Source organism: Bordetella petrii (assembly GCF_017356245.1).
Taxonomy (GTDB): Bacteria; Pseudomonadota; Gammaproteobacteria; order Burkholderiales; family Burkholderiaceae_B; genus Bordetella_A; species Bordetella_A petrii_D.
In genome coordinates this window covers 1,142,678-1,167,655 of record NZ_JAFMZZ010000001.1, presented here as the reverse complement: position 1 = coordinate 1,167,655, position 24,978 = coordinate 1,142,678, and the positions used below count along the sequence as shown (strand labels likewise).

Annotated in this window: 24 protein-coding genes; 14 read left to right on the top strand and 10 right to left on the bottom strand. The window is 67.8% G+C overall.

Annotated elements, in window-relative coordinates:
- The first annotated feature begins 2 nt into the window (after positions 1 to 2).
- From J2P76_RS05660 to J2P76_RS05640, 5 genes are all read left to right on the top strand, one after another.
- On the top strand, positions 3 to 899 hold the full coding sequence (locus J2P76_RS05660; protein ID WP_207405149.1) for a DMT family transporter: 897 nt from the start codon (positions 3 to 5) through the stop codon (positions 897 to 899).
- Positions 900 to 1,053: 154 nt separating this feature from the next.
- Positions 1,054 to 2,322 (top strand): polymorphic toxin type 50 domain-containing protein, encoded by a 1,269-nt coding sequence (locus J2P76_RS23800; protein ID WP_207405147.1) that lies wholly within the window; start codon positions 1,054 to 1,056, stop codon positions 2,320 to 2,322.
- A gap of 20 nt (positions 2,323 to 2,342) precedes the next feature.
- Positions 2,343 to 2,630 carry a hypothetical protein gene (locus J2P76_RS05650; protein ID WP_207405145.1) on the top strand — a complete coding sequence of 96 codons (288 nt, stop codon included), beginning with the start codon at positions 2,343 to 2,345 and terminating at the stop codon, positions 2,628 to 2,630.
- Positions 2,631 to 2,730: 100 nt separating this feature from the next.
- Complete coding sequence (locus J2P76_RS05645; RefSeq protein ID WP_207405143.1) at positions 2,731 to 3,219, top strand: hypothetical protein; 489 nt, start codon at positions 2,731 to 2,733, stop codon at positions 3,217 to 3,219.
- 19 nt (positions 3,220 to 3,238) lie between these two features.
- Positions 3,239 to 3,544, top strand: coding sequence for a hypothetical protein (locus tag J2P76_RS05640; protein ID WP_207405141.1), 306 nt, complete (start codon positions 3,239 to 3,241; stop codon positions 3,542 to 3,544).
- 24 nt (positions 3,545 to 3,568) lie between these two features.
- Here the strand turns inward: J2P76_RS05640 and clsB are convergent, their stop codons facing one another.
- The 7 genes from clsB to J2P76_RS05605 all read right to left on the bottom strand — a co-directional run bounded on the left by clsB (position 3,569) and on the right by J2P76_RS05605 (position 11,690).
- A complete protein-coding gene (gene clsB, locus J2P76_RS05635) occupies positions 3,569 to 4,780 on the bottom strand; it encodes a cardiolipin synthase ClsB (protein WP_207405139.1) in 1,212 nt (403 codons plus the stop codon).
- On the bottom strand, positions 4,777 to 5,637 hold the full coding sequence (locus J2P76_RS05630) for an endonuclease/exonuclease/phosphatase family protein (protein ID WP_207405138.1): 861 nt from the start codon (positions 5,635 to 5,637) through the stop codon (positions 4,777 to 4,779). The genes clsB and J2P76_RS05630 overlap by 4 nt, the downstream gene beginning before the upstream one ends.
- Positions 5,638 to 5,753: 116 nt before the next feature.
- The gene (aspS, locus tag J2P76_RS05625; protein WP_207405136.1) at positions 5,754 to 7,541 is read right to left on the bottom strand and encodes an aspartate--tRNA ligase; all 1,788 of its coding nucleotides are present in this window, start codon (positions 7,539 to 7,541) and stop codon (positions 5,754 to 5,756) included.
- Between the two features lie 40 nt (positions 7,542 to 7,581).
- Positions 7,582 to 8,223 carry a DUF502 domain-containing protein gene (locus tag J2P76_RS05620; RefSeq protein ID WP_207405134.1) on the bottom strand — a complete coding sequence of 214 codons (642 nt, stop codon included), beginning with the start codon at positions 8,221 to 8,223 and terminating at the stop codon, positions 7,582 to 7,584.
- 21 nt (positions 8,224 to 8,244) lie between these two features.
- Entirely contained in the window at positions 8,245 to 8,562 is a 318-nt protein-coding gene (locus tag J2P76_RS05615) for an FmdB family zinc ribbon protein (protein WP_207405132.1), read from the bottom strand.
- A 136-nt stretch (positions 8,563 to 8,698) separates the two neighbouring features.
- A complete protein-coding gene (locus tag J2P76_RS05610; RefSeq protein WP_207405130.1) occupies positions 8,699 to 9,991 on the bottom strand; it encodes a putative Na+/H+ antiporter in 1,293 nt (430 codons plus the stop codon).
- Positions 9,992 to 10,079: 88 nt separating this feature from the next.
- A complete protein-coding gene (locus J2P76_RS05605) occupies positions 10,080 to 11,690 on the bottom strand; it encodes a GMC family oxidoreductase (RefSeq protein WP_207405128.1) in 1,611 nt (536 codons plus the stop codon).
- 263 nt (positions 11,691 to 11,953) lie between these two features.
- Here J2P76_RS05605 and J2P76_RS05600 point away from each other — a divergent pair, with 263 nt between their 5' ends.
- The gene (locus J2P76_RS05600; protein WP_207405126.1) at positions 11,954 to 12,802 is read left to right on the top strand and encodes a methyltransferase domain-containing protein; all 849 of its coding nucleotides are present in this window, start codon (positions 11,954 to 11,956) and stop codon (positions 12,800 to 12,802) included.
- Positions 12,799 to 14,148, top strand: a complete 1,350-nt coding sequence (locus J2P76_RS05595; RefSeq protein WP_207405124.1) for an APC family permease — start codon at positions 12,799 to 12,801, stop codon at positions 14,146 to 14,148. The genes J2P76_RS05600 and J2P76_RS05595 overlap by 4 nt, the downstream gene beginning before the upstream one ends.
- On the opposite strand, the gene dapA is transcribed toward J2P76_RS05595, so the two are convergent.
- Together dapA and J2P76_RS05585 are read right to left on the bottom strand one after the other, a co-directional pair.
- Entirely contained in the window at positions 14,049 to 15,062 is a 1,014-nt protein-coding gene (dapA, locus tag J2P76_RS05590) for a 4-hydroxy-tetrahydrodipicolinate synthase (protein WP_242697302.1), read from the bottom strand. The genes J2P76_RS05595 and dapA overlap by 100 nt on opposite strands.
- Positions 15,063 to 15,308: 246 nt before the next feature.
- Positions 15,309 to 15,794 (bottom strand): GAF domain-containing protein, encoded by a 486-nt coding sequence (locus tag J2P76_RS05585; RefSeq protein WP_207405122.1) that lies wholly within the window; start codon positions 15,792 to 15,794, stop codon positions 15,309 to 15,311.
- Between the two features lie 131 nt (positions 15,795 to 15,925).
- Between J2P76_RS05585 and J2P76_RS05580 the strand changes: the two genes are divergently transcribed.
- The 5 genes from J2P76_RS05580 (at position 15,926) to J2P76_RS05560 (ending at position 20,974) form a co-directional block, all read left to right on the top strand.
- The gene (locus J2P76_RS05580) at positions 15,926 to 17,125 is read left to right on the top strand and encodes a PLP-dependent aminotransferase family protein (protein WP_207405121.1); all 1,200 of its coding nucleotides are present in this window, start codon (positions 15,926 to 15,928) and stop codon (positions 17,123 to 17,125) included.
- Between the two features lie 71 nt (positions 17,126 to 17,196).
- Positions 17,197 to 18,120, top strand: coding sequence for a 4-hydroxybenzoate octaprenyltransferase (gene ubiA, locus J2P76_RS05575; RefSeq protein WP_207409126.1), 924 nt, complete (start codon positions 17,197 to 17,199; stop codon positions 18,118 to 18,120).
- A gap of 42 nt (positions 18,121 to 18,162) precedes the next feature.
- The gene (locus J2P76_RS05570; RefSeq protein WP_207405119.1) at positions 18,163 to 18,585 is read left to right on the top strand and encodes a DUF1090 domain-containing protein; all 423 of its coding nucleotides are present in this window, start codon (positions 18,163 to 18,165) and stop codon (positions 18,583 to 18,585) included.
- A gap of 676 nt (positions 18,586 to 19,261) precedes the next feature.
- On the top strand, positions 19,262 to 19,645 hold the full coding sequence (locus tag J2P76_RS05565) for a DUF4148 domain-containing protein (RefSeq protein ID WP_207405117.1): 384 nt from the start codon (positions 19,262 to 19,264) through the stop codon (positions 19,643 to 19,645).
- 222 nt (positions 19,646 to 19,867) lie between these two features.
- Entirely contained in the window at positions 19,868 to 20,974 is a 1,107-nt protein-coding gene (locus J2P76_RS05560) for a saccharopine dehydrogenase family protein (protein ID WP_207405115.1), read from the top strand.
- Positions 20,975 to 20,996: 22 nt separating this feature from the next.
- Here the strand turns inward: J2P76_RS05560 and glcC are convergent, their stop codons facing one another.
- Entirely contained in the window at positions 20,997 to 21,767 is a 771-nt protein-coding gene (gene glcC / locus J2P76_RS05555) for a transcriptional regulator GlcC (protein WP_207405113.1), read from the bottom strand.
- A gap of 221 nt (positions 21,768 to 21,988) precedes the next feature.
- Here glcC and J2P76_RS05550 point away from each other — a divergent pair, with 221 nt between their 5' ends.
- Positions 21,989 to 24,166, top strand: coding sequence for a malate synthase G (locus tag J2P76_RS05550; RefSeq protein WP_207405111.1), 2,178 nt, complete (start codon positions 21,989 to 21,991; stop codon positions 24,164 to 24,166).
- Between the two features lie 120 nt (positions 24,167 to 24,286).
- Positions 24,287 to 24,970: a GntR family transcriptional regulator gene (locus tag J2P76_RS05545; RefSeq protein ID WP_207405109.1), complete on the top strand. Its 684-nt coding sequence runs from the start codon at positions 24,287 to 24,289 to the stop codon at positions 24,968 to 24,970.
- Positions 24,971 to 24,978: the final 8 nt, after the last annotated feature.

The following is a 24,978-nucleotide window of genomic DNA, read 5'->3' as shown; positions in this document are numbered from 1 at the left end:
ACATGCGTCGTCGCGATTTGCTGGACCTGCTGCTGCTGGCGGCGGTATGGGGCGGTTCTTTCCTGTTCATGCGCATTGCCGTGCCCGAGTTCGGGCCCGGCCCGCTGATGGAATTGCGCGTCGGGCTGGCCGCGCTGACGCTGTTGCCGCTGGCCATGTTGCGCGGCCGGCTGCCGTTGATCGCGCGCCACTGGAAGGCCGTTCTGGTGGTGGGCGCCCTGAATTCCGCCATCCCCTTCCTGCTGTACGCCTACGCCGCGCAGTCGCTGGGGGCCGGCTTCATGTCGGTGGCCAACGCCGTCACGCCGGTGTGGGGCGCCGTCATCGGCTGGCTGTGGCTGAAAGACCGCCTGCCCTGGACCCGCGCGCTGGGCCTGGCCGTGGCCATGTCGGGCATCGTGGTGCTGGTCTGGGACAAGCTCGATTTCGGCGCCGGGGGACATGGCCCGGCCGTGCTGGCGGCCGTGTCCGCCCCCTTGTTCTACGGCATCGCCGCCAACTGGGCCAAGCGCTTCCTGGGCAACGTCGACGCCCTGTCCAACGCCACCGGCAGCATGATGGCGGCCTCGCTGGTGCTGGCGCCGCTGGCCATCGCCACCTGGCCGGCCGAGCCGGTGTCGTGGCAAGCCTGGGGCGCCACCATCGCACTGGCGCTGGTGTGCACGGGCACGGCGTACATCATGTTCTTCCGGCTGATCGCCAGCGTGGGCCCCACCGGCGCGGTCAGCGTCACCTTCCTGGTGCCGGTGTTCGGGGTGCTGTGGGGCGTGTGGTTCCTGGACGAAGTGCTGACGCCGCAGATCCTGGCCGGCGCCGCCGTCATTCTGGTGGGCACCGCCCTGGCGCTGGGGCTGGTGCGCTGGCCGCGCCGCCAGGTATCGGGCTCCGCGGGCGCCTGATACTGCTGTCGTACGGTGTCAGGCACCTGGCGGAGCCTGACACCTGGGCACACCTGGGTGCGTCGCAATGTCAATTTGAAACAAAAGCGACAATTTTTGTAGTTTCTCGATAGCGCCAGGTAAAGGTTGTTAGGATTCCGCTGCCCCCGGCACGGTGTCCGCCGGCCCGCCCAGCGCGGGCGCGCCAGGGTTGCGCTGTACCGGTAATCCACCGCACAACGACACACCCATGGACGTCAAATCACTCGAAAGGTCCGGAAAGGTCGCCGCGCTGCGACGTGGCGGCGAGATCCTGCTGATCGGCCCCTGGGACGTGTTCCTGGGCGTGGCGCCGCGGCTGCTGATACAGGATGCCTCGCGCCTGCGCGCGGTGCTTTACCCGCACCTGCGCGACGACAGCGCGCTGGCCAAGCTGACCACCATGGCGCGCCAGATCATCTGCATGGGATCGGTGGCCGGCCATTATTCCCCGCAACAGGCCCTGGAGCAGATGGTCGGCTTGCTGCAGGCCGGCCAGATATCCGCGATGACCGTGCCCGACACCTCGGGCAGCGACGAGAACATCAACATACAGCGGGCCGCGCTGACGGGGATTCGGGCCGGGCCCGTGTCGCAGTGGCCGCTGGCCGAACGCTTCAGCTACGTGCTGGAACGGTCGCCCTACTACATGTCCGACGCATTGGGCGCCGAACTCAGAAGGACATTCAACGAAAGAACCCTGGCCCTGGTGGTGGGCACGCTGGTGGTATGGGCCGGATCGCACGCGATCGGCATAGGCTTCGTGGCCGACGCGGCGCTGCTGGCGATCGGCTTCTCGCTGGCCGGCTGGGCGATTTTCGACGGCGTCAAGTTCCTGGCCAAGTTTTTCAACCTGACCATGAATGCCTCCAGCGAACAAGAACTGGAGCAGGCTGCCAAGCAATTTGCCGACGGCGTCACGGCCATCGGCGTGGGCGCGCTGATCGCGCTGCTGACGCGCGGGGCGGGACGGCTGGCGCGCCGGCCCGCGGGGCACTCGACGCCGAGGCCGGCAGAACCCGCGCAAACGCCCAAGCAGGCCGCCGGCGCCGGACAGCAGCCGTCCCGCTTGAGCACGGCCGAGTTGAACCGGCAGGCAGTCAAGAATTACGGTATTCCAGATACGCTGAGTGCTCACCAGGCACGCCACATACCGCCCGTTGCCGATGGACGCAGTGTGCTAACCGCTGATCCGGCCGATTTATTGAGAGGATTGCACGAAGGGCAGTATCCTATCTTGCGACAACCCAAACCCGGCCAGGTGATGGTGAACTTCGGCCGGCCTATCGGAGAGTTCTGGAATTTGTCCGGAACGCCGACGCGTGTGGGCCCGACGAATTTCGGATCGGTTTTGTATGGTAAAAAAGGCGCCCATATCGTGCCGGCCAATCCAGTACAGTGGTAATCATGGATTATCAAGCGCTTATGAATGCCTCCCGGTGGATTGCCAAGAACAATCTGACCGACAAAGTCTGCGCCGTCCGTGTCGGCTGGGACAACGGCACATCCAAACTGACCGTCATCTACTACGTGGATGGCCCGCCGACGGAAGACGAAGAAGACGAGTGCGAAATCACCATGGCGGAATTGCTGGCGCAATTTCCCGACGTCGTGCAAGCCGATACCGAGTGCCTGGACTACGCTGGCAAGCAGGCCGAACTGCGCCGCATGGAAGGGCTGGCCTACCTGCGCGAAGACAAGCCCCGCGCCTGACCCAGTATGGTGCGGAGCCCGGCGACGGCGAGCAGTACGGCAGGCACCGGTTCAACCATCGACTTCGTCGAGTAGGCAAGGTCATGACCATCATCGCCAAATGAGCCAGGCTTCCATCGACTCCGCACGCTGGGTGCCTTGCGACTCGCGTTCCGACATGCAGGCGCGCACCGCCGACCTGGCCGTCATCGACACACTGGAAACCGCCGACGCCAACGAATGGGGGTACCTGCAGTGGAACGACGGCCGGTGCCTGCAGGTGGGGTACGCGAACATCGGGCTGGCGCCGCAAGCTGCCATCAGCAACGGCGACATCGTGATCGGCATCAACGAATGCGTGGCGGCCTATCGCCGCGCCGACGGCGCGCGGCATTTCTCTTACCGGATGCCGTTCGCCTTTCATGAATTCCTGCGCACCGGCGACCCGCTGATCGCGCGAGATGAACTGGGCTTCGTCGGCCTGGCGCCGGACGGCACCGAGAAATGGTCGTTCTTCACCACCGGCCCGATCGCCCGCTGCGGCCTCACGCCCACGCACATCACCGGGGAAACGGTCGAGGGCGAGAAATTTTCGTTCACCCTGCCATAACTGACGAAGGATACGGGCCATGGCGAATGGACTCTACCCCGAAGCCGTACAGGGCGTGAAGCAGGTGTGCATCGATTTCCTGGCCGGAAAGGCAAGCATCGAACAAGCCCAGGCGGCGTTGCATGCGGCCGAACAGATCATCGTGGGGCTCGACGAAAAGTGGCTGCGGGCGCTGCTTTTCCAGGCGGAGAACAGGCTGGAAGAGATCCGATTCACGGTCTCGGACGACCAGCAGGCGGAAGCCGCCGCCGAGGTCGTGCGCCATGTCCTGCATGCCATCAGGCAGCCGCCGCCATCTCAGTCGCACGGTGTCAGGCACCCTTGACGGGAGCCTGACACCTGGCAAGAGTCAGTATTCCCCCGAGCGCCCCGTCAACGCCACGCCGATGCGCAGCAAGGTGTACGACACGGCATCCACACAGCGGCGCAGCCAGCCGCGCCGCTGGTAGTCCAACGGCCGCACGAAGCGCCCGCCCGCGGCAATGGCGTCTTCCAGGCGCTGCTGCAAGTCCCAGGCGAAGGGCTGGTTGTCGACCACCACGTTGGCCTCGCGCGCCAGCAGCAGGCTGAACGGATCCAGGTTGGACGAACCCACCGTGGCCATGTTGTCGATGACCGCCACCTTGGCGTGCAGGTAGCCGGGCATGTACTCGTAGATCTCGATGCCGCCGCGCAGCAGCTGGTCGTACAGCGAGCGGGTGGCGTAGTACTGCATGTGGTATTCGATCTTGCCCTGCAGCAGCAGGCGCACGCGCACGCCGCGCGCGGCCGCCCGCAGCAGTGCCTTGCGGAACTGGCGGCCGGGAAAGAAATACGCGTTGCCGATCAGGATGTCGCGCCGCGCGTGCTGAATGCCGTACAGGTAGGCGCGCTCGAAGGTCTGCCGGAAGCGCAGGTTGTCGCGCAGCACCAGGGCCGCGCGCTGGCGGCCCGCCGGCGGGGCGGAGCGCCGGGGGGGCCGGGCCAGGCGCAGGCGCACCCATTCGCGCGGATGGCGCCGCAGGCGCGCCCAGCTCAATCGCACCCACAGCAGGTCTTGCGCGCGCACCGCATCGTCCACCAGCGAGCCCCGCACCTGCACGGCAAAATCGAAGCGCGCGCCCGGGATGTTGTCGCAAGGGTCCAGGTCGTCGTAGTCGTCGACGATGTTGATGCCGCCGACAAAGGCGATGCTGCCATCCACCACCGCCACCTTGCGGTGCAGGCGGCGCAGCCGGCTGCGCGACGGCACCAGGCGGCCGTACCAGGGCGGTTCGGGCCGATAGACGCGGCAGCGCCCGCCCGCCGCCGTGATGCGGTCGCCCACGGCGCGGGCGGTGTCGGTGCTGCCGAAGCCGTCGAGCACCACGCGCACCTTCACGCCGCGCCGGGCCGCCCGTTCCAGGCTTTGCAGCACGCGCTCGCCGGTGCGGTCGATCAGGAAAATATAAGTTTCCAGGTGCACGCTGACGCGGGCGGCGTCGATGGCCCGGCACAGCGCCGGAAAGAAATCGGCGCCATTCTGCAGCAGTTCAATGGCGTTGTCGTCGGTCCAGTCCAGCCTGACGATATCTGCCTTCACGGCAACTCAAGCTCCGCCAGCAGGGGGGCATGGTCGGACAATTTGGCCCACTCGCGGCCGCGCAGTACGCGCGCGCTGCGCACGGCGAAGCCGCGCTGGTAGATGCGGTCGAGCCGAAACCAGGGGAACACAGCCGGAAAGGTGCGCGGCGGCGGCAGCGGGCAATAGGCGCCGCCCATGCCCAGCTGGTTGTTGCGTTCCATCACCGCCACATTGTTGGGCACGCCGCGCAGCACGTTGCCCAGCCGCCGCACCGAATCGCGCAGGCGGGGCAGTTCGCCGCCATGGCTGCGCGGCGCATTGGCAAAGACTTCGTACAGGCCCAGCTGCTGCACGAACAGCGGCGCCAGGCGGTCGCCCCAGTCGTTGAAATCGCCCGCCACCAGGATGGGATCGCCCTCGGGCACCAGCCGGCTGATGCGGTCGGTAAGCGCCTGGATCTGGCGGGTGCGGCTGCCCGCGAACAGGCCCAGATGCACCACGAAACAGTGCACGTCGCGGCCCTCGACCTCGATGCGGGCGTGCAGCAGCCCGCGCTGTTCGAGCCGGTGATCGGAGATGTCCTGGTTCTCGTGTTCCATGATGGCATAGCGCGACAGCAGCGCATTGCCATGGTCGGAGCGGTTGCGGATGGCATTGCAGCCATAGGCCACGTCCAGCCGCAGCGCGGCCGCCAGCGATTCGTGCTGGGCATCCAGAAGGGAAATGTGGTCGTTGCGGCCCTGCACTTCCTGCAGGAAGACCAGGTCGGGGCGCAGGCCGTACAACCCCAGGCGCAGATCGTTCAACGATTCGCGCCGGCCCAGGGACGAGCGGCCCTTGTGGATGTTGTAGCTGACTACGCGGATAAGCGACATGAACCGAATGGCGCCTTTTCTTATTGGGTGGGCGGGACGGCGCAGGCCACCTCGCCCCCGGGATAGCGGGCGGGCGCCGCGGCATGGCCGGCGGCACCCTCTGCCCCCAGATTACTTCATTTCACTTCGACATTGCGCAGGCGGATGTGCAGTTCGCGCAATTGCTTCTCGTCGACCTCGGACGGCGCCTGCGTCAGCAGGCACTGCGCGCGCTGGGTCTTGGGGAAAGCGATAACGTCGCGGATCGACTCGGCGCCGGTCATCATGGTAACAATGCGGTCCAGGCCGAAGGCGATGCCGCCGTGCGGAGGCGCGCCGTACTGCAGGGCGTCGAGCAGGAAGCCGAATTTCTCGCGGGCCTCTTCGGCGCCGATCTTCAGGGCGCGGAACACCTTGCTCTGCACTTCTTCGCGGTGGATGCGCACCGAGCCGCCGCCGATTTCCCAGCCGTTGAGCACCATGTCGTAGGCCTTGGCGAACGCCTTGCTGGGATCGGATTCCAGGAAGTCTTCGTGGCCGTCTTTGGGGCTGGTGAACGGATGGTGCGCGGCGGTGTAGCGGCCGTCTTCCTCGTCGTATTCGAACATGGGGAAGTCCACCACCCACAGCGGCTTCCACTCGGTGGAAGCCAGGCCGGCCTTCTTGCCGAATTCGCTGTGGCCGATCTTGACGCGCAGCGCGCCGATGGCGTCGTTGACGATCTTGGCGCGGTCGGCGCCGAAGAAAATGATGTCGCCGCTTTGCGCGCCGCTGCGCTTGAGCAGTTCGGCCAGCGCGGCATCGTGCAGGTTCTTGACGATGGGCGACTGCAGGCCTTCACGGCCCTTGCCTGCGTCGTTGACCTTGATGTACGCCAGGCCCTTGGCGCCGTAGATGCCCACGAACTGCGTGTAGGCGTCGATTTCGCTGCGCGACAGCTCGGCGCCGCCCGGCACGCGCAAGGCCACCACGCGGCTGCCCGGCGCCGTGGCGGCGGCCGCGAACACCTTGAAGTCGACATCGCGCATGACGTCGGTGACGTCGGTGAATTCGAGGTTCACGCGCAGGTCGGGCTTGTCGGAACCGTAGCGCTGCATGGCTTCGGTCCAGGTCATCTGGGGGAACGGCGCGGGCAGCTCGACGTTCTGCACGGTCTTGAAGACGTGGCGGATCATGTCTTCGAAGATCTGGCGGATCTCGACTTCGTTCAGGAACGAAGTCTCGCAGTCGATCTGGGTGAATTCAGGCTGGCGGTCGGCGCGCAGGTCTTCGTCGCGGAAGCACTTGGTGATCTGGTAGTAGCGGTCGAAACCCGACACCATCAGCATCTGCTTGAACAGCTGCGGGGACTGCGGCAGCGCGAAGAAATGCCCGGCGTTGACGCGCGAGGGCACCAGGTAGTCGCGCGCGCCTTCCGGCGTGCTTTTGGTCAGCATGGGGGTTTCGATGTCGATGAACCCGAGCTGGTCCAGGAACTTGCGCACCTCGATCGACACGCGGTAGCGCAGCATCAGGTTGCGCTGCATCTGCGGGCGGCGCAGGTCGAGCACGCGATGCGTCAGGCGCGTGGTTTCGGACAGGTTGTCGTCATCGAGCTGGAACGGCGGCGTGATCGAGGCGTTGAGGATCTCGACCTCTTTGCACAGCACTTCGATTTCGCCCGACGCCAGTTCCGGGTTGGCCGTGCCTTCGGGGCGCAGGCGCACCAGGCCCGTGACGCGGATGCAGAACTCGTTGCGCAGGCGCTCGGCGGTGGCGAAGGCGGCGTTGTCGGGATCGAACACGATCTGCGCCAGCCCCGCGCGATCGCGCAGGTCGATGAAGATGACCCCGCCGTGGTCGCGGCGGCGGTTCACCCAGCCATACAGGGTGACAGTCTGGCCGAGATGATCGCGGCAAACCTCGCCGGTGTAGCAGGTACGCATTGCGGGATGACTCCTAGGTGCTGTGTTCAGCGTGAAAAGGTTACGAATCGACGGCCGGGGCCGTCGGGATGGGGGCGGCTGCCGGGGCCGGTTGGGCCGGCGGCGCCACGACGCCCATGGAAACGATGTACTTCAGGGCGGCGTCCACGCTCATCTGCAATTCGACGACGTGGTCGCGCGGCATCATCAGGAAGAACCCGGACGTGGGGTTCGGCGTGGTGGGCACATAGACGCTGACGTGTTCGCCCGGCAGGTAGCCGGCGACTTCGCCGCCGGGCGCGCCCGTCAGGAATGCGATGGTCCACGAGCCGGCGCGCGGGTACTGCACCAGCACCGCCTGGCGGAACGCCTGGCCATTGGGCGCAAGCACCGTGTCGCTGACCTGCTTGACCGAATTGTAGATGGAGCGCACCAGCGGGATGCGGCCCAGCAGGGCTTCCCATTGTTCGACCAGGGTGCGGCCCAGCAGGTTGGCGGCGAACATGCCGGTCAGCAGCACCACCAGGATGACCAGCACGAAGCGAAAGCCCGGGATGTCGATGCCGAGCAGGGATTGCGACGACAAGAAGCTGGGCACGAAGCCCTCGAGGGTGGCGATCAGCAGGCCCAGCACCCAGATGGTGATGGCCAGCGGAACCCAGATCAGCAACCCGGTGATGAAATACTTCTTGAAAACGCGCATACGGCTTGGCCTGTGTGGCGGTCAGGAAGACGCGGCGGGAGCCGGGGCAGCCGGGGCGGCGCTGTCGCTCTTGGCGGGCGTGTCGCTTTTGGCCGGCGCGTCGGCCTTGGGGGCGCTGGCGCCGGCCTTGGCGCCGTCGGACTTGGCCTGGCTGCCGCCGTTGCGGAAATCGGTGACATACCAGCCCGAGCCCTTGAGCTGGAAGCCGGCCGCGGTGACCTGCTTGGCAAAGGTGGCCTGCCCGCACTCGGGGCAAACCGACAGCGGCGCATCGGAAAACTTCTGCAGTACGTCTTTGGCATGGCCGCAGGCGCTGCATTTGTAGGCATAGATAGGCATGGTTGGGAATTTCCAGGCGCACCGGCGCATCAAAAACCGCCATTTCACCGCCCACGGCAAGCGGGCAGCGGCCAGGCGGCGCCGGATCAATACGGGAAAGACTTGAATTTTAGCGGTTTTTGCCAAAAAGGCCGTATCAGCGCCCCACCGGCAGCAGGAACATGCCGGCCGCCACCAGAGTGGGCGCCAGCGCCGACAGGAACAACCGGCCCGCCGAGATGGCCTCGTTGGGGAAATACGGCCGCAAAATGGCGTAGCCGGCCGGATTGGGGGCGTTGGCGATAACGGTAAGCCCGCCGCCGGTGACGGCGCCGGCCACCAGCATGTAATGCCAGACGGGGCTGGCGCCTTCGACCAGCGAGCCCAGGTAGGTCAGCGCGGCGTTGTCGGTAATAGCGGTCAGCGCCGTCGCCCCCCAGAACAGCACGGCGGGCTCCAGGCCGCCCAACAGGTCTTGCAGCCACCATTTCTGCAGGCCGCCCAGCACCACCAGCCCGGCCAGGAAGAAGCCCACCATCAGCCCTTCGCGGATCAGCAGGCGGTCTTGATGGCGCCGATAGGCGTGCGCGAAACCGATGAACATCATCATCAGGCCCAGGAACACGGCGGGATGGTGGGCCGTCATGACCACGCCCACCAGGAACACCAGGTGGACCAGTATGACCGGCCAGGGCGCCGGCGGGCGCGACGAAGGCGAATCTTCAGCGGCGTTGACGCCGCTGCCGGTGCCGATGGCGTGGGCGGTCAGCGCGTCGCGGCAGATCCATGTCAGGATGCCGGCATTGATGCCCACCGCGATGGCGGCGCGCCAGCCGAAGTGGGTGGACATGAAAGCCGTGTCCCAGCCGAAGGTCGAGGCCACCATCAGCACGGGCGGGGCCGCGTAGGCGGTCAGCACGCCGCCGATCGACACATTGACGAACAGCACGCCCAGCGCCAGGTATTTGAAGCGGGTGTGGCCGGCCACACGGAAATAGCCGTCGCGCAGCAGGATGGCCGCCAGCGTCATGGCGGCCGGCTCGGTAATGAACGAGCCGCCCAGCGGCACCACCGACATCACCACGAAGAAGGTGGCCACGTCGCGCTGCAGCGGCAGCAGGCGCGCCAGGCCGCGCACCAGCATGCCCACCAGTTCCAGTATGGGACGGCTGGCGGCCACCACCATGATCACGAATACGAACAGCGGCTCGGTGAAGTTGCGCGTATCCATGTACTGGATGGCGGTTTCGCTGCCGCGCAGCAGCGCCATGCAGACGATCAGCACGAAGGCCCACACGCCGAACACGGCCTCGACTTCGGACAGCAAGTGCCAGCAACCCGAGTGCGGGCCGTTGCGATGCGCCAGGCGCGCGAACACGGGCACCGAGAACGTGTGGATCACGGCCACCGCGAACAGTACGGTGGCGACAAGTTCGATTGTGTCAGGCATTAGCAGGAAACCCAGGAACGGACGCTCGCGGCCGCGGCAGGCCGGGTCCGCATGCGCGAAAACTGTCGGACTATACCGCAGGGCCCCGTCATCGCAGCAGGTGCGCGCCTTTCTCGGCGATCATGACGGTGGGCGAATTGGTGTTGCCCGAGGTGATGGTGGGCATGATGGACGCGTCGATCACGCGCAGCCCCTGCAGGCCGTGCACGCGCAGCTCGGGGTCTACCACCGCCAGTGCATCCACGCCCATTTTGCAGGTGCCGACCGGATGGAAAATGGTGGTGCCGATGTCGCCGGCGGCGCGCGCCAGTTCGTCGTCGGTCTGGCAGGCGCTGCCCGGTTTGTATTCTTCGGGGGCGTAGCGCGCCAGGGCCGGCTGCGCCACGATGCGGCGGGTCAGGCGCAGGCTTTCGGCGGCCACGCGGCGGTCGGCCTCGGTGGCCAGGTAGTTGCACAGGATCTCGGGGTGGTCGTCGGCCTGCGGGCTGGTGATGCGCACATGCCCCCGGCTGGTGGGACGCAGGTTGCACACCGATGCGGTAAAGGCCGGAAACGCATGCAGCGCGTCGCCGAATTTTTCCAGCGACAGCGGCTGCACATGGTATTCGACGTTGGCGCGCGCCTGGTCGGGGCCCGAACGCGCGAAGGCGCCCAGCTGCGAAGGCGCCATGCTGAGCGGGCCGCGCCGCCACAGGGCATATTGCGCCGCCATCATGGCCTTGCCCCACAGGGTGCCCGCGATGGCGTTCAGCGTCTTGGCGCCGGTCACGCGGTAGATCATGCGCAGCTGCAGATGGTCTTGCAGGTTCTCGCCCACGCCGGGCAGGTCGTGCACCACCGGCACGCCGCGGGCCTGCAGCAGGGCCGCCGGCCCCACGCCCGACACCTGCAGCAGCTGCGGCGACCCGATGGCGCCGGCGGCCAGAATGACTTCGGCGCGCGCGCGGGCGATTTTTTCAGTGCCGTCTTCCAGGCGGAACGCCACCCCCTCGGCGCGGCGGTTCTGGAACACCACGCGCGACACCCGCGCGCCGGTCATGATGTGCAGGTTCGGGCGCCCGGCCGCCGGCTTCAGAAAGGCGCTGGCCGCGCTCCAGCGCAAGCCGCGACGCTGGTTCACCTCGAAATAATCGCAGCCTTCGTTGTCGCCCTGGTTGAAGTCGGATACCGGCGCAATGCCGGCCTGCGCCGCCGCGTCGCGGAAAGCATCGAGCAAGTCCCACGACAGGCGCTGGCGCTCGACCCGCCATTCGCCGTCGCCGCCGTGGAATTCGCTGGCGCCGGCGTGGTGGTCTTCGCTGCGCTTGAAGAAGGGCAGCACGTCGTCCCAGCCCCAGCCGGGGTTGCCCTGCGCGGCCCAGCCGTCGTAGTCGGCGCGCTGGCCGCGCATGTAGATCATGCCATTGATCGACGAGCTGCCGCCCAGCACGCGGCCGCGCGGGTAGCCCAGGCTGCGGCCGTTCAGGCCGGGGTCCGGGTGGGTGCGGTAGCACCAGTCGGTGCGCGGATTGCCTATGCAGTACAGGTAGCCCACCGGGATGTGGATCCAGTGCCAGTTGTCGCGGCCGCCGGCTTCCAGCAGCAGCACGCGCTTGCCGCCGTCGGCCGACAGGCGGTTGGCCAGCAGGCAGCCGGCCGACCCGGCGCCCACCACGATGTAATCGAACACCAGATCGGTACCGCCGGGATCGGTGGCCATGGAATGTGTCTCCCCTTGTGGGTATGCCGGCGCGACGCGCGACCGGCTGCATGGTGCTGCGTTGTAGAACACAAGCGTACCGCTGCCTACCCGGATACGCCCTAATGGCGCGGACCCGGCGCACTGGCGCGGTGCGCGGCTTTGACCAGACGTAACAACGATTGAAAGATCCGAGCGTAGCACCCATGATTTTGTTCAGTTTCTTGTAAGCCACGCGCCGGGCCGGCGCTTGCAGGCCGCCCGCGCCTCCACCGGAGCCCGCCATGCCAGCGACCCGTCCCGCAGCTTCCCCATCACCGGTTTTTTCGCGCCGCCACGCACTGGCGGCCCTGGCCGCCACCCTGGCGCTGGCCGCCGCGCCCGTCCAGGCCGCCGAGCCGGTCAAACTGGACGTGCCCTTCGTGCCTACGCCCGAAGACGCCGTCGCCAAGATGCTGGACATGGCCTATGTCGGCCCGCAGGACACCGTCATCGACCTGGGCTCGGGCGACGGCCGCATCGCCATCGCCGCGGTGCGCGACCGCAAGGCCACGCAGGCCACCGGCATCGACATCGATCCCGAACGCATCGCCGAGGCCCGCGCCAACGCCAGGAAGGCGGGCGTGCAGGACCGCGTGCGCTTCGTGCAGCAGAACCTGTTCGAAACCGACATCTCGAAAGCCACCGTGCTGACCATGTACCTGCTGCCCGACGTGAACCTGAAGCTGCGCCCGCGCATTCTCAGCGACCTGGCGCCGGGCACGCGGGTGGTGTCGCACGCTTTCACCATGGGCGACTGGGACAGCGACCAATACGAAACGGTGGACGGCCGGTCGCTGTATTTGTGGATCGTGCCCGCCAAGGTGGCCGGCACCTGGCAGATCCGGCATCCCGGCGGCCCGATCACGGTGCAGATGGCGCAGCACTTCCAGAAAGTCACCGCCACCGCGCGGCGCGACGACGCGCAGCTGGGCGTGTCGCAGGCCCGGCTGCGCGGCGACCGCCTGAGCCTGGTGCTGGACGACGGCGGCAAGCCGCTGCAGTTCGTGGGCCAGGTGCGCGGCGACACCATCGTCGCGCTGGCGGCCGACGGCGCCGAACAGGGCTGGCAGGCCAGCAGGCAGGCCCGATGAGCGCGGCCGCCCCGCCGGGCCGCTCCGGCGGCCTGTCGGTGCTGGACGCTGTGGCGGTGCTGGTCGGCGTGGTCATCGGCATCGGCATTTTCGGCTTCCCGCCCCTGGTGGCGCAGCATGCCAGCTCGCCCGCCATGTATATCCTGCTGTGGCTGGCCGGTGGCGCCGTCATGCTGCTGGGGGCGCTGTGCTATGCCGAACTGGGCTCGGCCTATCCCGATCCGGGCGGCGAATACCGCTACCTGGTCCTGGCCTGGGGCGCGCGCACCGGCCTGATGTTCGCCTGGGCGCGCTGCACCGTGATCCAGACCGGCGCCATCGCGGCGGTCGCCTTCATTTACGGCGACTACGCCCAGCAACTGCTCGACCTGGGCCGCCACGGACCGGCGCTGCACGCCGCGCTGGCCGTGGCGGCGCTTACCGCCTTGAACATTGCCGGCACCCGGCCGACCAAGCGCCTGCAGATCGCGTTCACCGCGATGACGGTGGCGGCGCTGATGGCGGTGGTGGCGGCCGGCATGCTGGCCGGCGACGCGCCCGCGCAAGCCCTGGCCGCCAGCAGCCCGCCTCCGCAAGAGGGCCTGGCCAGCATGCTGGGCCTGGGCATGGTGTATGTGCTGCTGACCTACGGCGGCTGGAACGAATCGGCCTACCTGTCGGGCGAGCTGCGCGACCCGGCCCGCAACATGAGCCGCGTGCTGCTGATCGGCACGGCGGTCGTCACCGGCATCTACCTGCTGGTCAACGTGGCGCTGCTGGATATGTTCGGCCTGCAGGGGCTGCGCCAGGCCAGCGCGGTCGGCGCCGACGTCATGCAGATCGCCGCCGGGCCGCATGCGGCGGTGCTGCTCAGCCTGCTGGTGTGCTGCACGGCGCTCAGCACTATCAACGGCACCATCATGACCGGCGCGCGCGTTTATGTAGCGCTGGGCGACGACGTGCCGGCACTGCGCCGGCTGGGCGGATGGTCGGCGCGCGGGCAGGCGCCGGCGGCGGCGCTGCTGGCGCAGGGCCTCATTACGCTGGCGCTGGTGGGCTTCGGCGCGCTGGCCGACAACGGCGTGCAGGCCATGGTGGCCTATACGGCGCCGGTGTTCTGGTTCTTCATGCTGCTGGTGGCGGCGGCCGTCTGGCGCCTGCGCCGCCTGCAGCCCGGCCGCCCGCGTCCGTTCAGCGTTCCGCTGTATCCGCTGACGCCGCTGCTGTTCGCGCTGAGCTGCGCCGGGCTGATGTGGTCCAGCGCGCGCTACGCGGGCCTGGGAGCCTTGCTGGGGCTGGCGGTGCTGGCCGCGGGGCTGCCATTGCTGCGCGTGGCCCGGCCGTTGGGGCTCGAGTCGGGGCGGTAGCACGGCGGCGCGCCGCACGATGCCGGAAACTGCCGCTCCAGCTCGGCCACGGCATGCGCCAGCCTGGCCGCCAGGTCCGCGCTGGCGCGCGGCATGGGCGGGCGCAGCACGTCCGGCAGCAGTCCCTGCCCGGCCAGCCAGGCCTTCAGCGGGCCGGGATTGGGCTCGGCGAACACCAGCCGGATCACCGGCGCCAGGGCATGGAACAGGCGGCGCGCCACATCCAGGCGCTGGGCGCGCACGGCGCGGTCCAGGGCCACGAACAGGTCGGGGCGGATGTGGGCGGCCGCGGCGATCATGCCGCTGCCGCCCAGGCACAGGGTGGACAGCGCCTGGAAGTCCTCGCCCGCCATCACGCGCAGGCGGCCGTCGGCGATCAGCGCCGCGGTCTTGTCCAGCGAGCCGCCGCAATCCTTCACGGCGGCGATATTGCCGTGCCGGGCCAGGGCCAGCAGCGTCCCGGTATCCAGTTGCGTGCCGGTGCGGTACGGAATGTCGTACAGCACCAGCGGCGCGGGCGAGGCATCGGCCAGGGCACGGAAGTAAGCCAGCGCCCCCTGCTGGCCGGGCCGCACGTAATACGGCGCCGGCGCCAGCACCCCGGCCAGCGGCCGCGTGCCGAAGGCGGCCAGCCGCTGCAGCACGTGGCCCTGGTGATTGCCGGCCAGGCCCATCACCACCGGCAGCGCGCCGGCCTCGTCCAGCACGGTGTCCAGCACCGCCAGTTGCTCGGCATCGTCCAGCGCGGCCGCCTCGCCGGTGCTGCCGCACACCACCAGGCCGTCCACGCCGGCGGCGGCGCAGTAGCGCACCAGGCGGCGCAGGGCGCCGCCGTCGATGCCGGTATCGGAAAAAGGCGTGACCAGCGGCACCCAGACACCCTGGAAGACCGCCGCAGCAGAAGAAACAGACATGACACACTCCTACAAGTCGGACCGCTTGGGGAACCGTGCAGAAGTGCCAGGGATGCAGGAGGAAAACACGCAGCGCGCCGCGCCGCCGGATTGCCGCCGTTCCGTCGCCCATCTGACGGAACAGCCTGCTCCGGTCAGATGAGCTGCTGTTTTTTGGATTTCAGGCCGATGCAACGCGCCGCCGCGCCGGGGGCGCGGGAATGGGCAGCGGAGCAATGGGCCGGGAACATGGGAAGGGAATATACCCTAGGCCAGGCTGTCCAGGAATACCGCGCACAGCGCCTGCATGCCCTGGCGGTCGTCTTCGTCGAAACGGCCCGGTTCGGGGCTGTCGACATCCCACACGCCGATCAGTTCGCCCTGGCGCACCAGCGGCACCACGACCTCGGACCGCGACGCGGCGTCGCACGCAATGTGGCCGGGAAAGGCGTTTACGTCGGCCACCAGCTGGGTCTGGCGCTGGCTGGCCGCCGTGCCGCACACGCCGCGGCCCAGGGCGATGCGCACGCAGGCCGGCTTGCCCTGGAACGGGCCCAGCACCAGTTCGCGGCCGTCGTAGAAGTAGAAGCCGGCCCAGTTGATGCGGGGCAGGGCCTGATAGGCCAGCGCGGCGAAGTTGGCGGCGTTGGCGATGCGGTCGGTTTCGCCGTCGAGCAGGGCGCGCGCCTGGGCGGCCAGTTCGGCGTAGAAACGGGGCTTGTCGTCGGTGGGCAGGTCGGTGGCGGTGAACATGAAATGTAACTGTACAGGCAACTATCGAACCAACTGATTTTAGAGGCACCGCCCCGCCGTGCGGCGCAGCATCGGCGTTGTGGGACAATGTTTGCTCTTTTTTTCCCGTTCTTTCGTCAAGAAGCCCTTCCATGGACAAGCCTTTCGAACCCGTGTGCGCATTTTCCGAACGCGCCAAGCAACTCACCAGCTCCGCCATCCGCGAAATCCTCAAGGTCACCGAGCGGCCCGAGGTCATTTCTTTCGCGGGCGGCCTGCCCGCCCCTGGCGGGTTCCCGGTCGAGGTAGTACGCGCGGCGTTCGACAAGGTATTGGCCACCAACGGCCGAGCCGCGCTGCAGTACGGGCCCACCGAAGGCTATGCGCCGCTGCGCCAGTGGGTGGCCGACGACCTGAACCGCGCCGGCGCCAACGTGGCCCCCGACCAGATCCTGATCGTGTCGGGTTCGCAGCAGGCGCTCGACCTGCTGGGCAAGGTGCTTATCGACGAAGGCAGCAAGATCCTGGTCGAAGACCCCAGCTACCTGGGCGCGCTGCAATCGTTCAGCCTGTACCAGCCGCAATACGTGCCCGTGCCCACCGATGACGGCGGCCTGATCCCGGAATCCATCACGCCCGAGCTGGCCGCCGGCGCGCGCTTCCTGTATGCGCTGCCCAACTTCCAGAACCCCACCGGCCGCACCCTGAACCTGGCGCGCCGCAAGGCGCTGGTGCAGCAGGCCGCGCAGCTCGGCCTGCCCATCATCGAAGACGACCCCTACGGCGAACTGCGCTACGCCGGCGAACCCCAGCCCGGCCTGCTGGCGCTGGCCGGCGAGTGCGGCGCCAACGTCATCCGCCTGGGCACGTTCTCGAAGGTGCTGGCGCCGGGCCTGCGCCTGGGCTACATCGCGGCCCACCGCAGCATCATCGACAAGCTCGTGCAGGCCAAGCAGGCCACCGACCTGCACACGCCCACGCTCACCCAGATGGCGGTCTACGAAGTCGTGAAAGACGGCTTCCTGGAACAGCACCTGCCCACCGTGCGCGAAATCTACCGCGCCCAGGGCCGCTGCATGCTCGAGGCCATCGAACGCGAATTCCCCGCCACGGTCAGCTGGACCCGGCCGGAAGGCGGCATGTTCCTGTGGGTGACGCTGCCCGAGCACATCGACAGCGCCCAACTGCTGACGCAGGCGGTGGCGCAGAACGTGGCCTTCGTGCCGGGCGGGCCGTTCTACGCCGGCAAGCCGCGCGCCAACACGCTGCGCCTGAGCTTCGCCACGGTGCCCGAAGAGCGCATCCGCGCCGGCATCGCAATCCTGGGCAAGCTCATCAAACAGTACGACTGAACCGCCGGGCGGCGGCGCCGGCCGCCGCCCGTATCTTTTCAACGCCCACTACCTGCCGTATCGTCCTCATGGTGAGCGCGCCGCAATCCACATCCCCCGATCTCAACGACATCGTCTTCACCGACTGGGTCGAACGCTGGCTGCCCCGGCCATGGCGTCCCTATGCGCGCCTGTGCCGGCTGGACCGCGCCATCGGCACCTGGCTGACCCTGCTGCCGTGCATCGCCGCCCTGATCCAGGCCGCCGGCGGCCTGCCCGACCTGCGCCGCCTGATCGTGTTCTCGCTGGGCGCCCTGCTTATGCGCGGCATCGGCTGCACCGTCAACGACATGTGCGACCGCGACATCGACAAGCATGTCGAACGCACGCGCTTCCGTCCGCTGACCAGCGGCCAGCTCAGCATGCGCAACGCGGTGTGGTTCCTGCTGGGCCAGCTGCTGGTGTGCGGCTCGCTGCTGTTCTTCATCAACGAAATGAGCCGCTGGCTGGCGGTGGCCGTGCTGCCCTTCGTGTTCATCTACCCGCTGTGCAAGCGCGTTACCTATTGGCCGCAAGTGGTGCTGGGCATCTGCTTCAATTGGGGCATGCTGATGGCCTGGTCCGACACGCAGAACTTCCTGCCGCTGGCCGGCATCGCCATGTGGCTGGGCGCCGTGCTGTGGCAGGTGGGCTATGACAGCATCTATGCCTATGTCGACGTGCGCGACGACCGGCAGCTGGGCCTGCGCTCTACCGCCATGCGCTTCGGCGCCCGCGGCAAGCTGTGGATCGGCGGTTTCTATGCCACTACCATTGCGCTGTGGGCCTGGGGCGGCTACGCCATGGGCCTGGGCTGGGGCTACCAGGCAGGCATGGCGGCCGTGGCCGTGCACCTGGCCTGGCAGCTGTACACCTTCGATCTGCAGCGCCCCGACCGCAATTTCATGCTGTTCCGGGCCAACCTCTGGACCGGCGCATTGCTGGTGGCGGCGGCGCTGGCCGGCACCCTGATCTAGGCACCCCGCCGTCCGCGGCGTGCCGCCACGCGAGGACGCTCCATGCACGTTCGTTTGCCTGTCCGATTCCCCGTATTGCTGGCTGCCGCCGCCCTGGCGGCCACCAGCGCAGCCGCCGCCGCGGCCGCTGCCCCCGCCCGGGACTGCGCCGCGCTGCGCGGCTGCGAGGCCAAGTTCTGCCACATCGAAAACGACATCGCGGCCGCGCAGGCCCAGGGCAACAGCCGCCGCGAAGCCGGCCTGCGCAAGGCCCTGTCCGAGGCGCGCGGCTCGTGCACCGACGCGTCGCTGCGCGCCGAACGCCAGGACGCCCTGGCCGAACGCCGCGAAGAAGTCACCGAACGCGAAGAAGAACTGGCCGAAGCGCGCCGCGACGGCCGGCAGGACAAGATCGACAAGGCGCTGCGCAAACTGAAAGAAGCCCAGGACGACCTGAAAGCCGCGCAGGACGACCTGCTGCGCTGAGGCGAAACCGCCCCGAAACTAGATAGCCTAGATAGGTGTCTGGCACCCATGGCACTACCTTAAGGCGAAAGACGGCGTTTTGTCTGGGTATTGCCCAGGTGTCGGGCTCCGCCAGGTGCCTGACACCGAAGTAAGCCGCAGCCGTCTCAGTCGTACGGTGTCCGACACCCTGCGGGAGTCGGACACCTGGATAAGCTGGCCGATCCTGCGATACGGGTGCTGAGCGGCAGTTCGAATTCAACTATCGCAGTCCCGCGTCGTCCGGGCAGGCGGTGTCGGCGCGTTGGGCGGCGGGGCAGCCTGCGCAGCAGGCCGAGGGCGCCTGCATGCGCCCGAGCCCGACGCACGTGCGCCAACACCGCCTGCCCGGACGACGCGGGACGGGGCTAGAACGCAACCTCTCAAGTGCAATACCCACAGCAATGGCCAGGAAATCACGAGATCGGTCTTAAGGTAGTGCCATGGGCGCCAGACACCGTGCCGGCGGTGGAATATCCGGCAGCCAGCCCCGATTCCCCTTCTGAAATGCCGATTAGTCGACATTTTGGAAAAATATTTTCAGAAAACTAGGGTTTATCCTAGTGTCGTGCAGGTCCAGAATGTCTTCACCGGGAAACATTCGCACCCCCGAAACCAACCGGGCGCGATGTCCCAACAAGACAACTGGAGATCTGCCATGAAGAACATTGCCACTGCCATCCTGCTTTCCCTGGGCGTCGCCGCCGGTGCCCAGGCCGCCGACCAATCGCAACCCCTGACCCGCGCCCAGGTGCAAGCCGAGCTGGCCCAGGCCAAGGCCAACGGCCAGTACACCTTCGGCGAACTGGACTACCCCGCCACGGTGACCCCGGCCTCGAACGTGACCCGGGCCCAGGTCCAGGAAGAACTGGCGCAGGCCAAGGCCGCCGGCCTGGTCACCTACGGTGAAGAACAGTATCCGCCCCAGGCCGCCGACCAGGGCAGCCACCTGACCCGCGCCCAGGTGCAGGCCGAGCTGGCCCAGGCCAAGGCCAGCGGCCACTACTCGTTCGGCAACCTGGACTACCCGTCGCAAGGCTGATACCGCCCCCCGCCCTGGCGGGGCAACCCGCCCAGGTATGGCAGGCCTCCTCCGGGAGGCCTGCCTGTTTTCCGCCGGCCCCGGCGCCCGCCGTCGCCAAGACATATCGACTGTTGTGTACGTCATTTCGTTTTGATAATTCAAACGGATCGACGTTTTGTGCGCTACATATCGGCATAGCCGCGCGCTAGCATGAAGGCACCGCTTCCCCAGGAGCCCGCCATGTCCCGCGCACTGCAATCGGTTGCCGTACTGGGCGCCGGCAAAATCGGATTCGCCATTGCCCTGCTGCTGCAACGCACCGGCGACTACGCCGTCTGCGTGGCCGACCAGGATGCCGCCCGGCTGGACGCCGCCGCAGCGCTGGGCTGCCAGACCCTGCACATCAACGGCGACGCCGCGCTGCAGGACGCCGTGGCCGGCCGCTATGCCGTGCTGAATGCGCTGCCGTTCCACCGCGCGGTAGCCGTGGCCGGGTTGTGCGCGCGCCACGGCGTGCACTATTTCGACCTGACCGAAGACGTCGCCAGCACGCATGCCATCGCGGCGCTGGCCCGCGAAGCCCGCGCCGTGCTGATGCCGCAATGCGGCCTGGCGCCGGGCTTCATCGGCATTGTCGGCAACGACCTGGCGCGCCGCTTCGACACCTTGCTGGACTTGCGCATGCGGGTCGGCGCGCTGCCGCGCTACCCCACCAACGCGCTGCGCTACAACCTGACCTGGAGCACCGAGGGGCTGATCAACGAATACTGCAATCCCTGCGAAGCCATCGTCGACGGCCGGCCGGCCAGCGTGCCGCCGCTGGAAGGCTACGAGACGTTCACGCTGGACGGCGTCGAATACGAAGCCTTCAATACGTCGGGCGGGCTGGGCACCCTGCCGCAAACGCTGGCGGGCAGGGCGCGCAACGTCGACTACAAATCGGTGCGCTACCCCGGCCACTGCGCCATCATGAAATTGCTGCTGAACGACCTGCGCCTGCGCGAACGCCGCGAACTGCTGCAAGACATCCTGGAAAACGCCATCCCGGCCACCGGGCAGGACGTCATCGTCATCCTGGCCACCGCCTCGGGCTACCGGCGCGGACAGCTGCTGCAGGAAGCGTATTCCGCGCACATCTATGGCGATGTGGTCGACGGCCATGCGCTGAGCGCCATCCAGCGCTCGACGGCGGCGGGCATCTGCACCGCGCTGGACCTGGTGGCGCAGGGCGCGCTGCCGCAGCGCGGCTTCGTGGGCCAGGAAAGCATCGCGCTGGACGCCCTGCTGGCCAACCGCCACGGCCGCATCTATGCGGGCCAGGGGCAGCCGGCCGCCGCCGCGGCGTAGCGCCGGCCCGCCGCGACAGCCGCTACGCCCAGCCTTCCAGCCGCAGGGTGGCGCGCACCAGGCGCTGTTCTTCTTGTTCGATTTCGCCCAGGCTCTGCCGCACGCTGTTGACGTGATCGGTGGCGGCCTTGTGGGCCAGGTCGGGCAGCCGCCCGATCACGGCGTTGAACACGCCCGCGTGCTGGTCGTCGATCTGCTGCTTGTGCGGCTGGCGATGGTACAGATTGTTGACGCAGGCGAACACCGAACCCAGCATCAGCTCGGTCAGCGATTGCAGCGTGTGCGTCAGCACCGGGTTGTGCGAGGCTTCGCACACGGCCAGGTGAAAGGCGTGATCCAGGTGGGCGTGCGTGGCGATGTCGGTGTCCTGCCCGTGCGCGGCGATCATGGCTTCGTAGCGGCGGCGGATCATGATGAAGTCGGCCTCGGTGCCGCGTATGGCGGCCAGCCGCGCCGATTCGCCTTCCAGCAGCGCACGCACTTCCAGCAAGTCGTACAGCGTGCGCGGCTGCGAATGGAACAGATGCATCAGCGGGCCGGCATCCACTTGCGAAATGGGCGCCACGAACGACCCCTTGCCCTGCTCGGTACGTATGATGCCGCGCGCACGCAACAGTTTCAGGCCCTCGCGCAGCGCGGTGCGCGAGGCGCCCAGTTTTTCGGTCAGGCGGCGCTCGGACGGCAGGGCCTGGCCGGCCTTGAGCACGCCATCCATGATCAGGCGCTCGATTCGTTCGGCCACCACGTCGGCCACCTGGCGGCCGGCGGCCGCGGCTTCGGTTTCCATATGCATCCCACTGGTATGACCAGATTGCCGAAGGCTGCCAACCCTATCGACCCCAGGTCTTCAAGTATCTGAAATAAAACCATAAAAATCCCGCTGCAGGCAAATCAGGAGAAAATAAACTGGTATGACCAGGCCTGTTTGATATGGACATGGCGGCGCCCAGCCCCGATCATGTGGGTTCGCTGTGCCGGTTGGGCCGGCCCCGATTTTTCTTTTCCGAGACCCGCATGACTGAACGTATCCAGCAAGACGGCCTGCAAGTGGCGGCCGCGCTCCATCGCTTCATCCAGGACGAGGCCCTGCCCGCCAGCGGCATCGACGGCCAACGCTTCTGGGCCGGCTTCGCGGCCCTGGTGCGTGACCTGGCGCCGCGCAACCGCGCCCTGCTGGCCGAGCGCGACCGCCTGCAGCACGAACTCGACGCCTGGCATCGCGCGCACCCCGGCCCGGTGCGCGACCTGCGCGCCTATCGCGCCTTCCTGGAAAAAATCGGCTACCTGCTGCCCGTGCCCGATGCGGTGCAGGTCGAAACCGCCCAGGTCGACGCCGAGATCGCCGAGCAGGCCGGCCCGCAGCTGGTGGTGCCCATGTCCAACGCGCGCTATGCGCTGAACGCGGCCAACGCCCGCTGGGGCAGCCTGTACGACGCCCTGTACGGCACTGACGCCATTCCCCCCACGCCGGGCGACACGGGCCGCGGCTATTACCCGCAGCGCGGCCAGGCCGTCATTGCCCGCGCGCGCGCCTTCCTCGACGAAGCGGCGCCGCTGGCGCAGGGCTCGCACGCCGACGCCACCGGCTACAACGTCGACAACGGCCAACTGCGCGTGGCGCTGCCGCAGGGCAGCACCGGGCTGGCGCAGCCGGCGCAATTCGCCGGCTACCAGGGCGATGCCCAGGCGCCCCGGGCCGTCTTGCTCAAGCACCATGGCCTGCACATCGAAATCCAGGTCGACCGCGCCCACAGCATCGGCGCCACCGACGCCGCCGGCGTCAAAGACGTGGTGGTCGAAGCCGCGCTCACCACCATCATGGACTGCGAAGACTCCGTCGCCGCGGTCGACGCCGAAGACAAGGTGCAGATCTACCGCAACTGGCTGGGGCTGATGCGCGGCGACCTGGCCGAACAAGTCACCAAGGGCGGCCAGACCTTCACCCGGCGCCTGAACGCCGACCGCGAATACCACGCGCCCGGCGGCGGCACGCTGACGCTGCATGGCCGCTCGCTGATGTTCGTGCGCAACGTCGGCCACCTGATGACCAACCCGGCCGTGCTCGACGCCGACGGCAACGAAATCCCCGAAGGCATCCTCGACGCCGTGGTCACCACGCTGGCGGCCCTGCCCGACCGCGCCAGCCGGCGCAACTCGCGCGCCGGTTCCATCTACATCGTCAAGCCCAAGATGCACGGCCCGGCCGAAGCGGCGTTCGCCAACGAACTGTTCGACCGCGTCGAAGACCTGCTGGGCCTGCCGCGCCACACCGTGAAAATGGGCATCATGGACGAAGAGCGGCGCACCAGCGTCAACCTGAAGGCCTGCATCCAGGCCGCCGCCGGGCGCGTGGCCTTCATCAACACCGGCTTCCTGGACCGCACCGGCGACGAAATGCATTCCGGCATGGAAGCCGGCCCCATGATGCGCAAGGGCGACATGAAATCCAGCGCCTGGATCGCCGCCTACGAACGCAGCAACGTGCTGGTGGGGCTCGACTGCGGCCTGCGCGGCCGCGCCCAGATCGGCAAGGGCATGTGGGCCATGCCCGACCTGATGGCCGCCATGCTCGAACAGAAAATCGCCCATCCCAAGGCCGGCGCCAATACCGCCTGGGTGCCGTCGCCCACCGCCGCCACGCTGCACGCGCTGCACTACCACCAGGTCGACGTGCCGGCCGTGCAGCAGCAGCTCGAAGCCACCCGGCTGGCCAGCGTGCAGGACGAACTGCTCGACGGCCTGCTGACGGTGCCGGTAGGCAACCCGGCCGACTGGAGCGCCGACGACATCCGCCACGAACTCGAAAACAACGCGCAGGGCATCCTGGGCTACGTGGTGCGCTGGATCGACCAGGGCGTGGGCTGCTCGAAAGTGCCCGACATCAACAACGTGGGCCTGATGGAAGACCGCGCCACGCTGCGCATTTCCAGCCAGCACATCGCCAACTGGATGCGCCACGGCATCGCCACCCGCGAGCAAGTGCGCGACACCTTCGAACGCATGGCCGCCGTGGTCGACCGCCAGAACGCCGACGACCCGCTGTACCAGCCCATGGCGGGCCACTTCGACACCTCCATCGCCTTCCAGGCGGCCTGCGCGCTGGTGTTCGAGGGGCTGGCCCAGCCCAACGGCTACACCGAGCCGCTGCTGCACCAGTACCGCCTGGCCTTCAAGGCCCGCCACCCGGGCTGACCCGTCGGCGCCGGCTGGCGGCGTTGCCGTCCCCGCGCCCGCCCATCAGGGGAAACCTGGATAGGCGGCGCGGGGATTTTTGCGCAAATTAGGGTCTTTGATTTTTGATCAAAGATCTAAATGCCCGGCCATCCCGATCTGGAGCCCCTGGTTCATACCTCGGTCAACGAAGCCGTCTACCGCCGGCTGCGCGACCACCTGATGCGGGGCGACTACGCCGCCGGCGAAGTGCTGGGCATCCAGGAACTGGCCGACGCCTTCGGCACCAGCGCCATGCCGGTGCGCGAGGCGCTGCGCCGGCTGGCCGCGCAGCAGGCGCTGGAACCGATGAAAAGCCGGTCCATGCGCGTGCCGGTCGTTTCCCGCGCGCGCCTGGAAGACATCCGCCGCACGCGCGTGCTGATCGAGGGCACGGCCACCGCATGGGCAGTCGAGCACATCGGCGGCGACGCCCTGGAAACTCTACGCGGCCTGGCCGCGCAGATCGGCCAGTCGCTGGCCAACCCCATGTCGGTGCGAGACGGCCTGGAACACAATCAGCTGTTTCACTTCACCATTTATCGCGCGGCCCAGTCGCCTTCGATGATGGCCATGATCGAAAGCCTGTGGCTGCAATCGGGCCCGTATCTGCGCGCCACCCGCGAACTGATGCATTCCGACGAGCGCCCCACGGCCGAATTCCATGCCGCGATCGTGCAGGCCATCGAACAGCGCGACGCCGGCAAGGCGCGCCTGGCCATGGAACGCGACATCTGCTGGGCATTCGACAAACTGACGGCCCACCGCGCCATGCTGGCCGGCTGATTCACCAA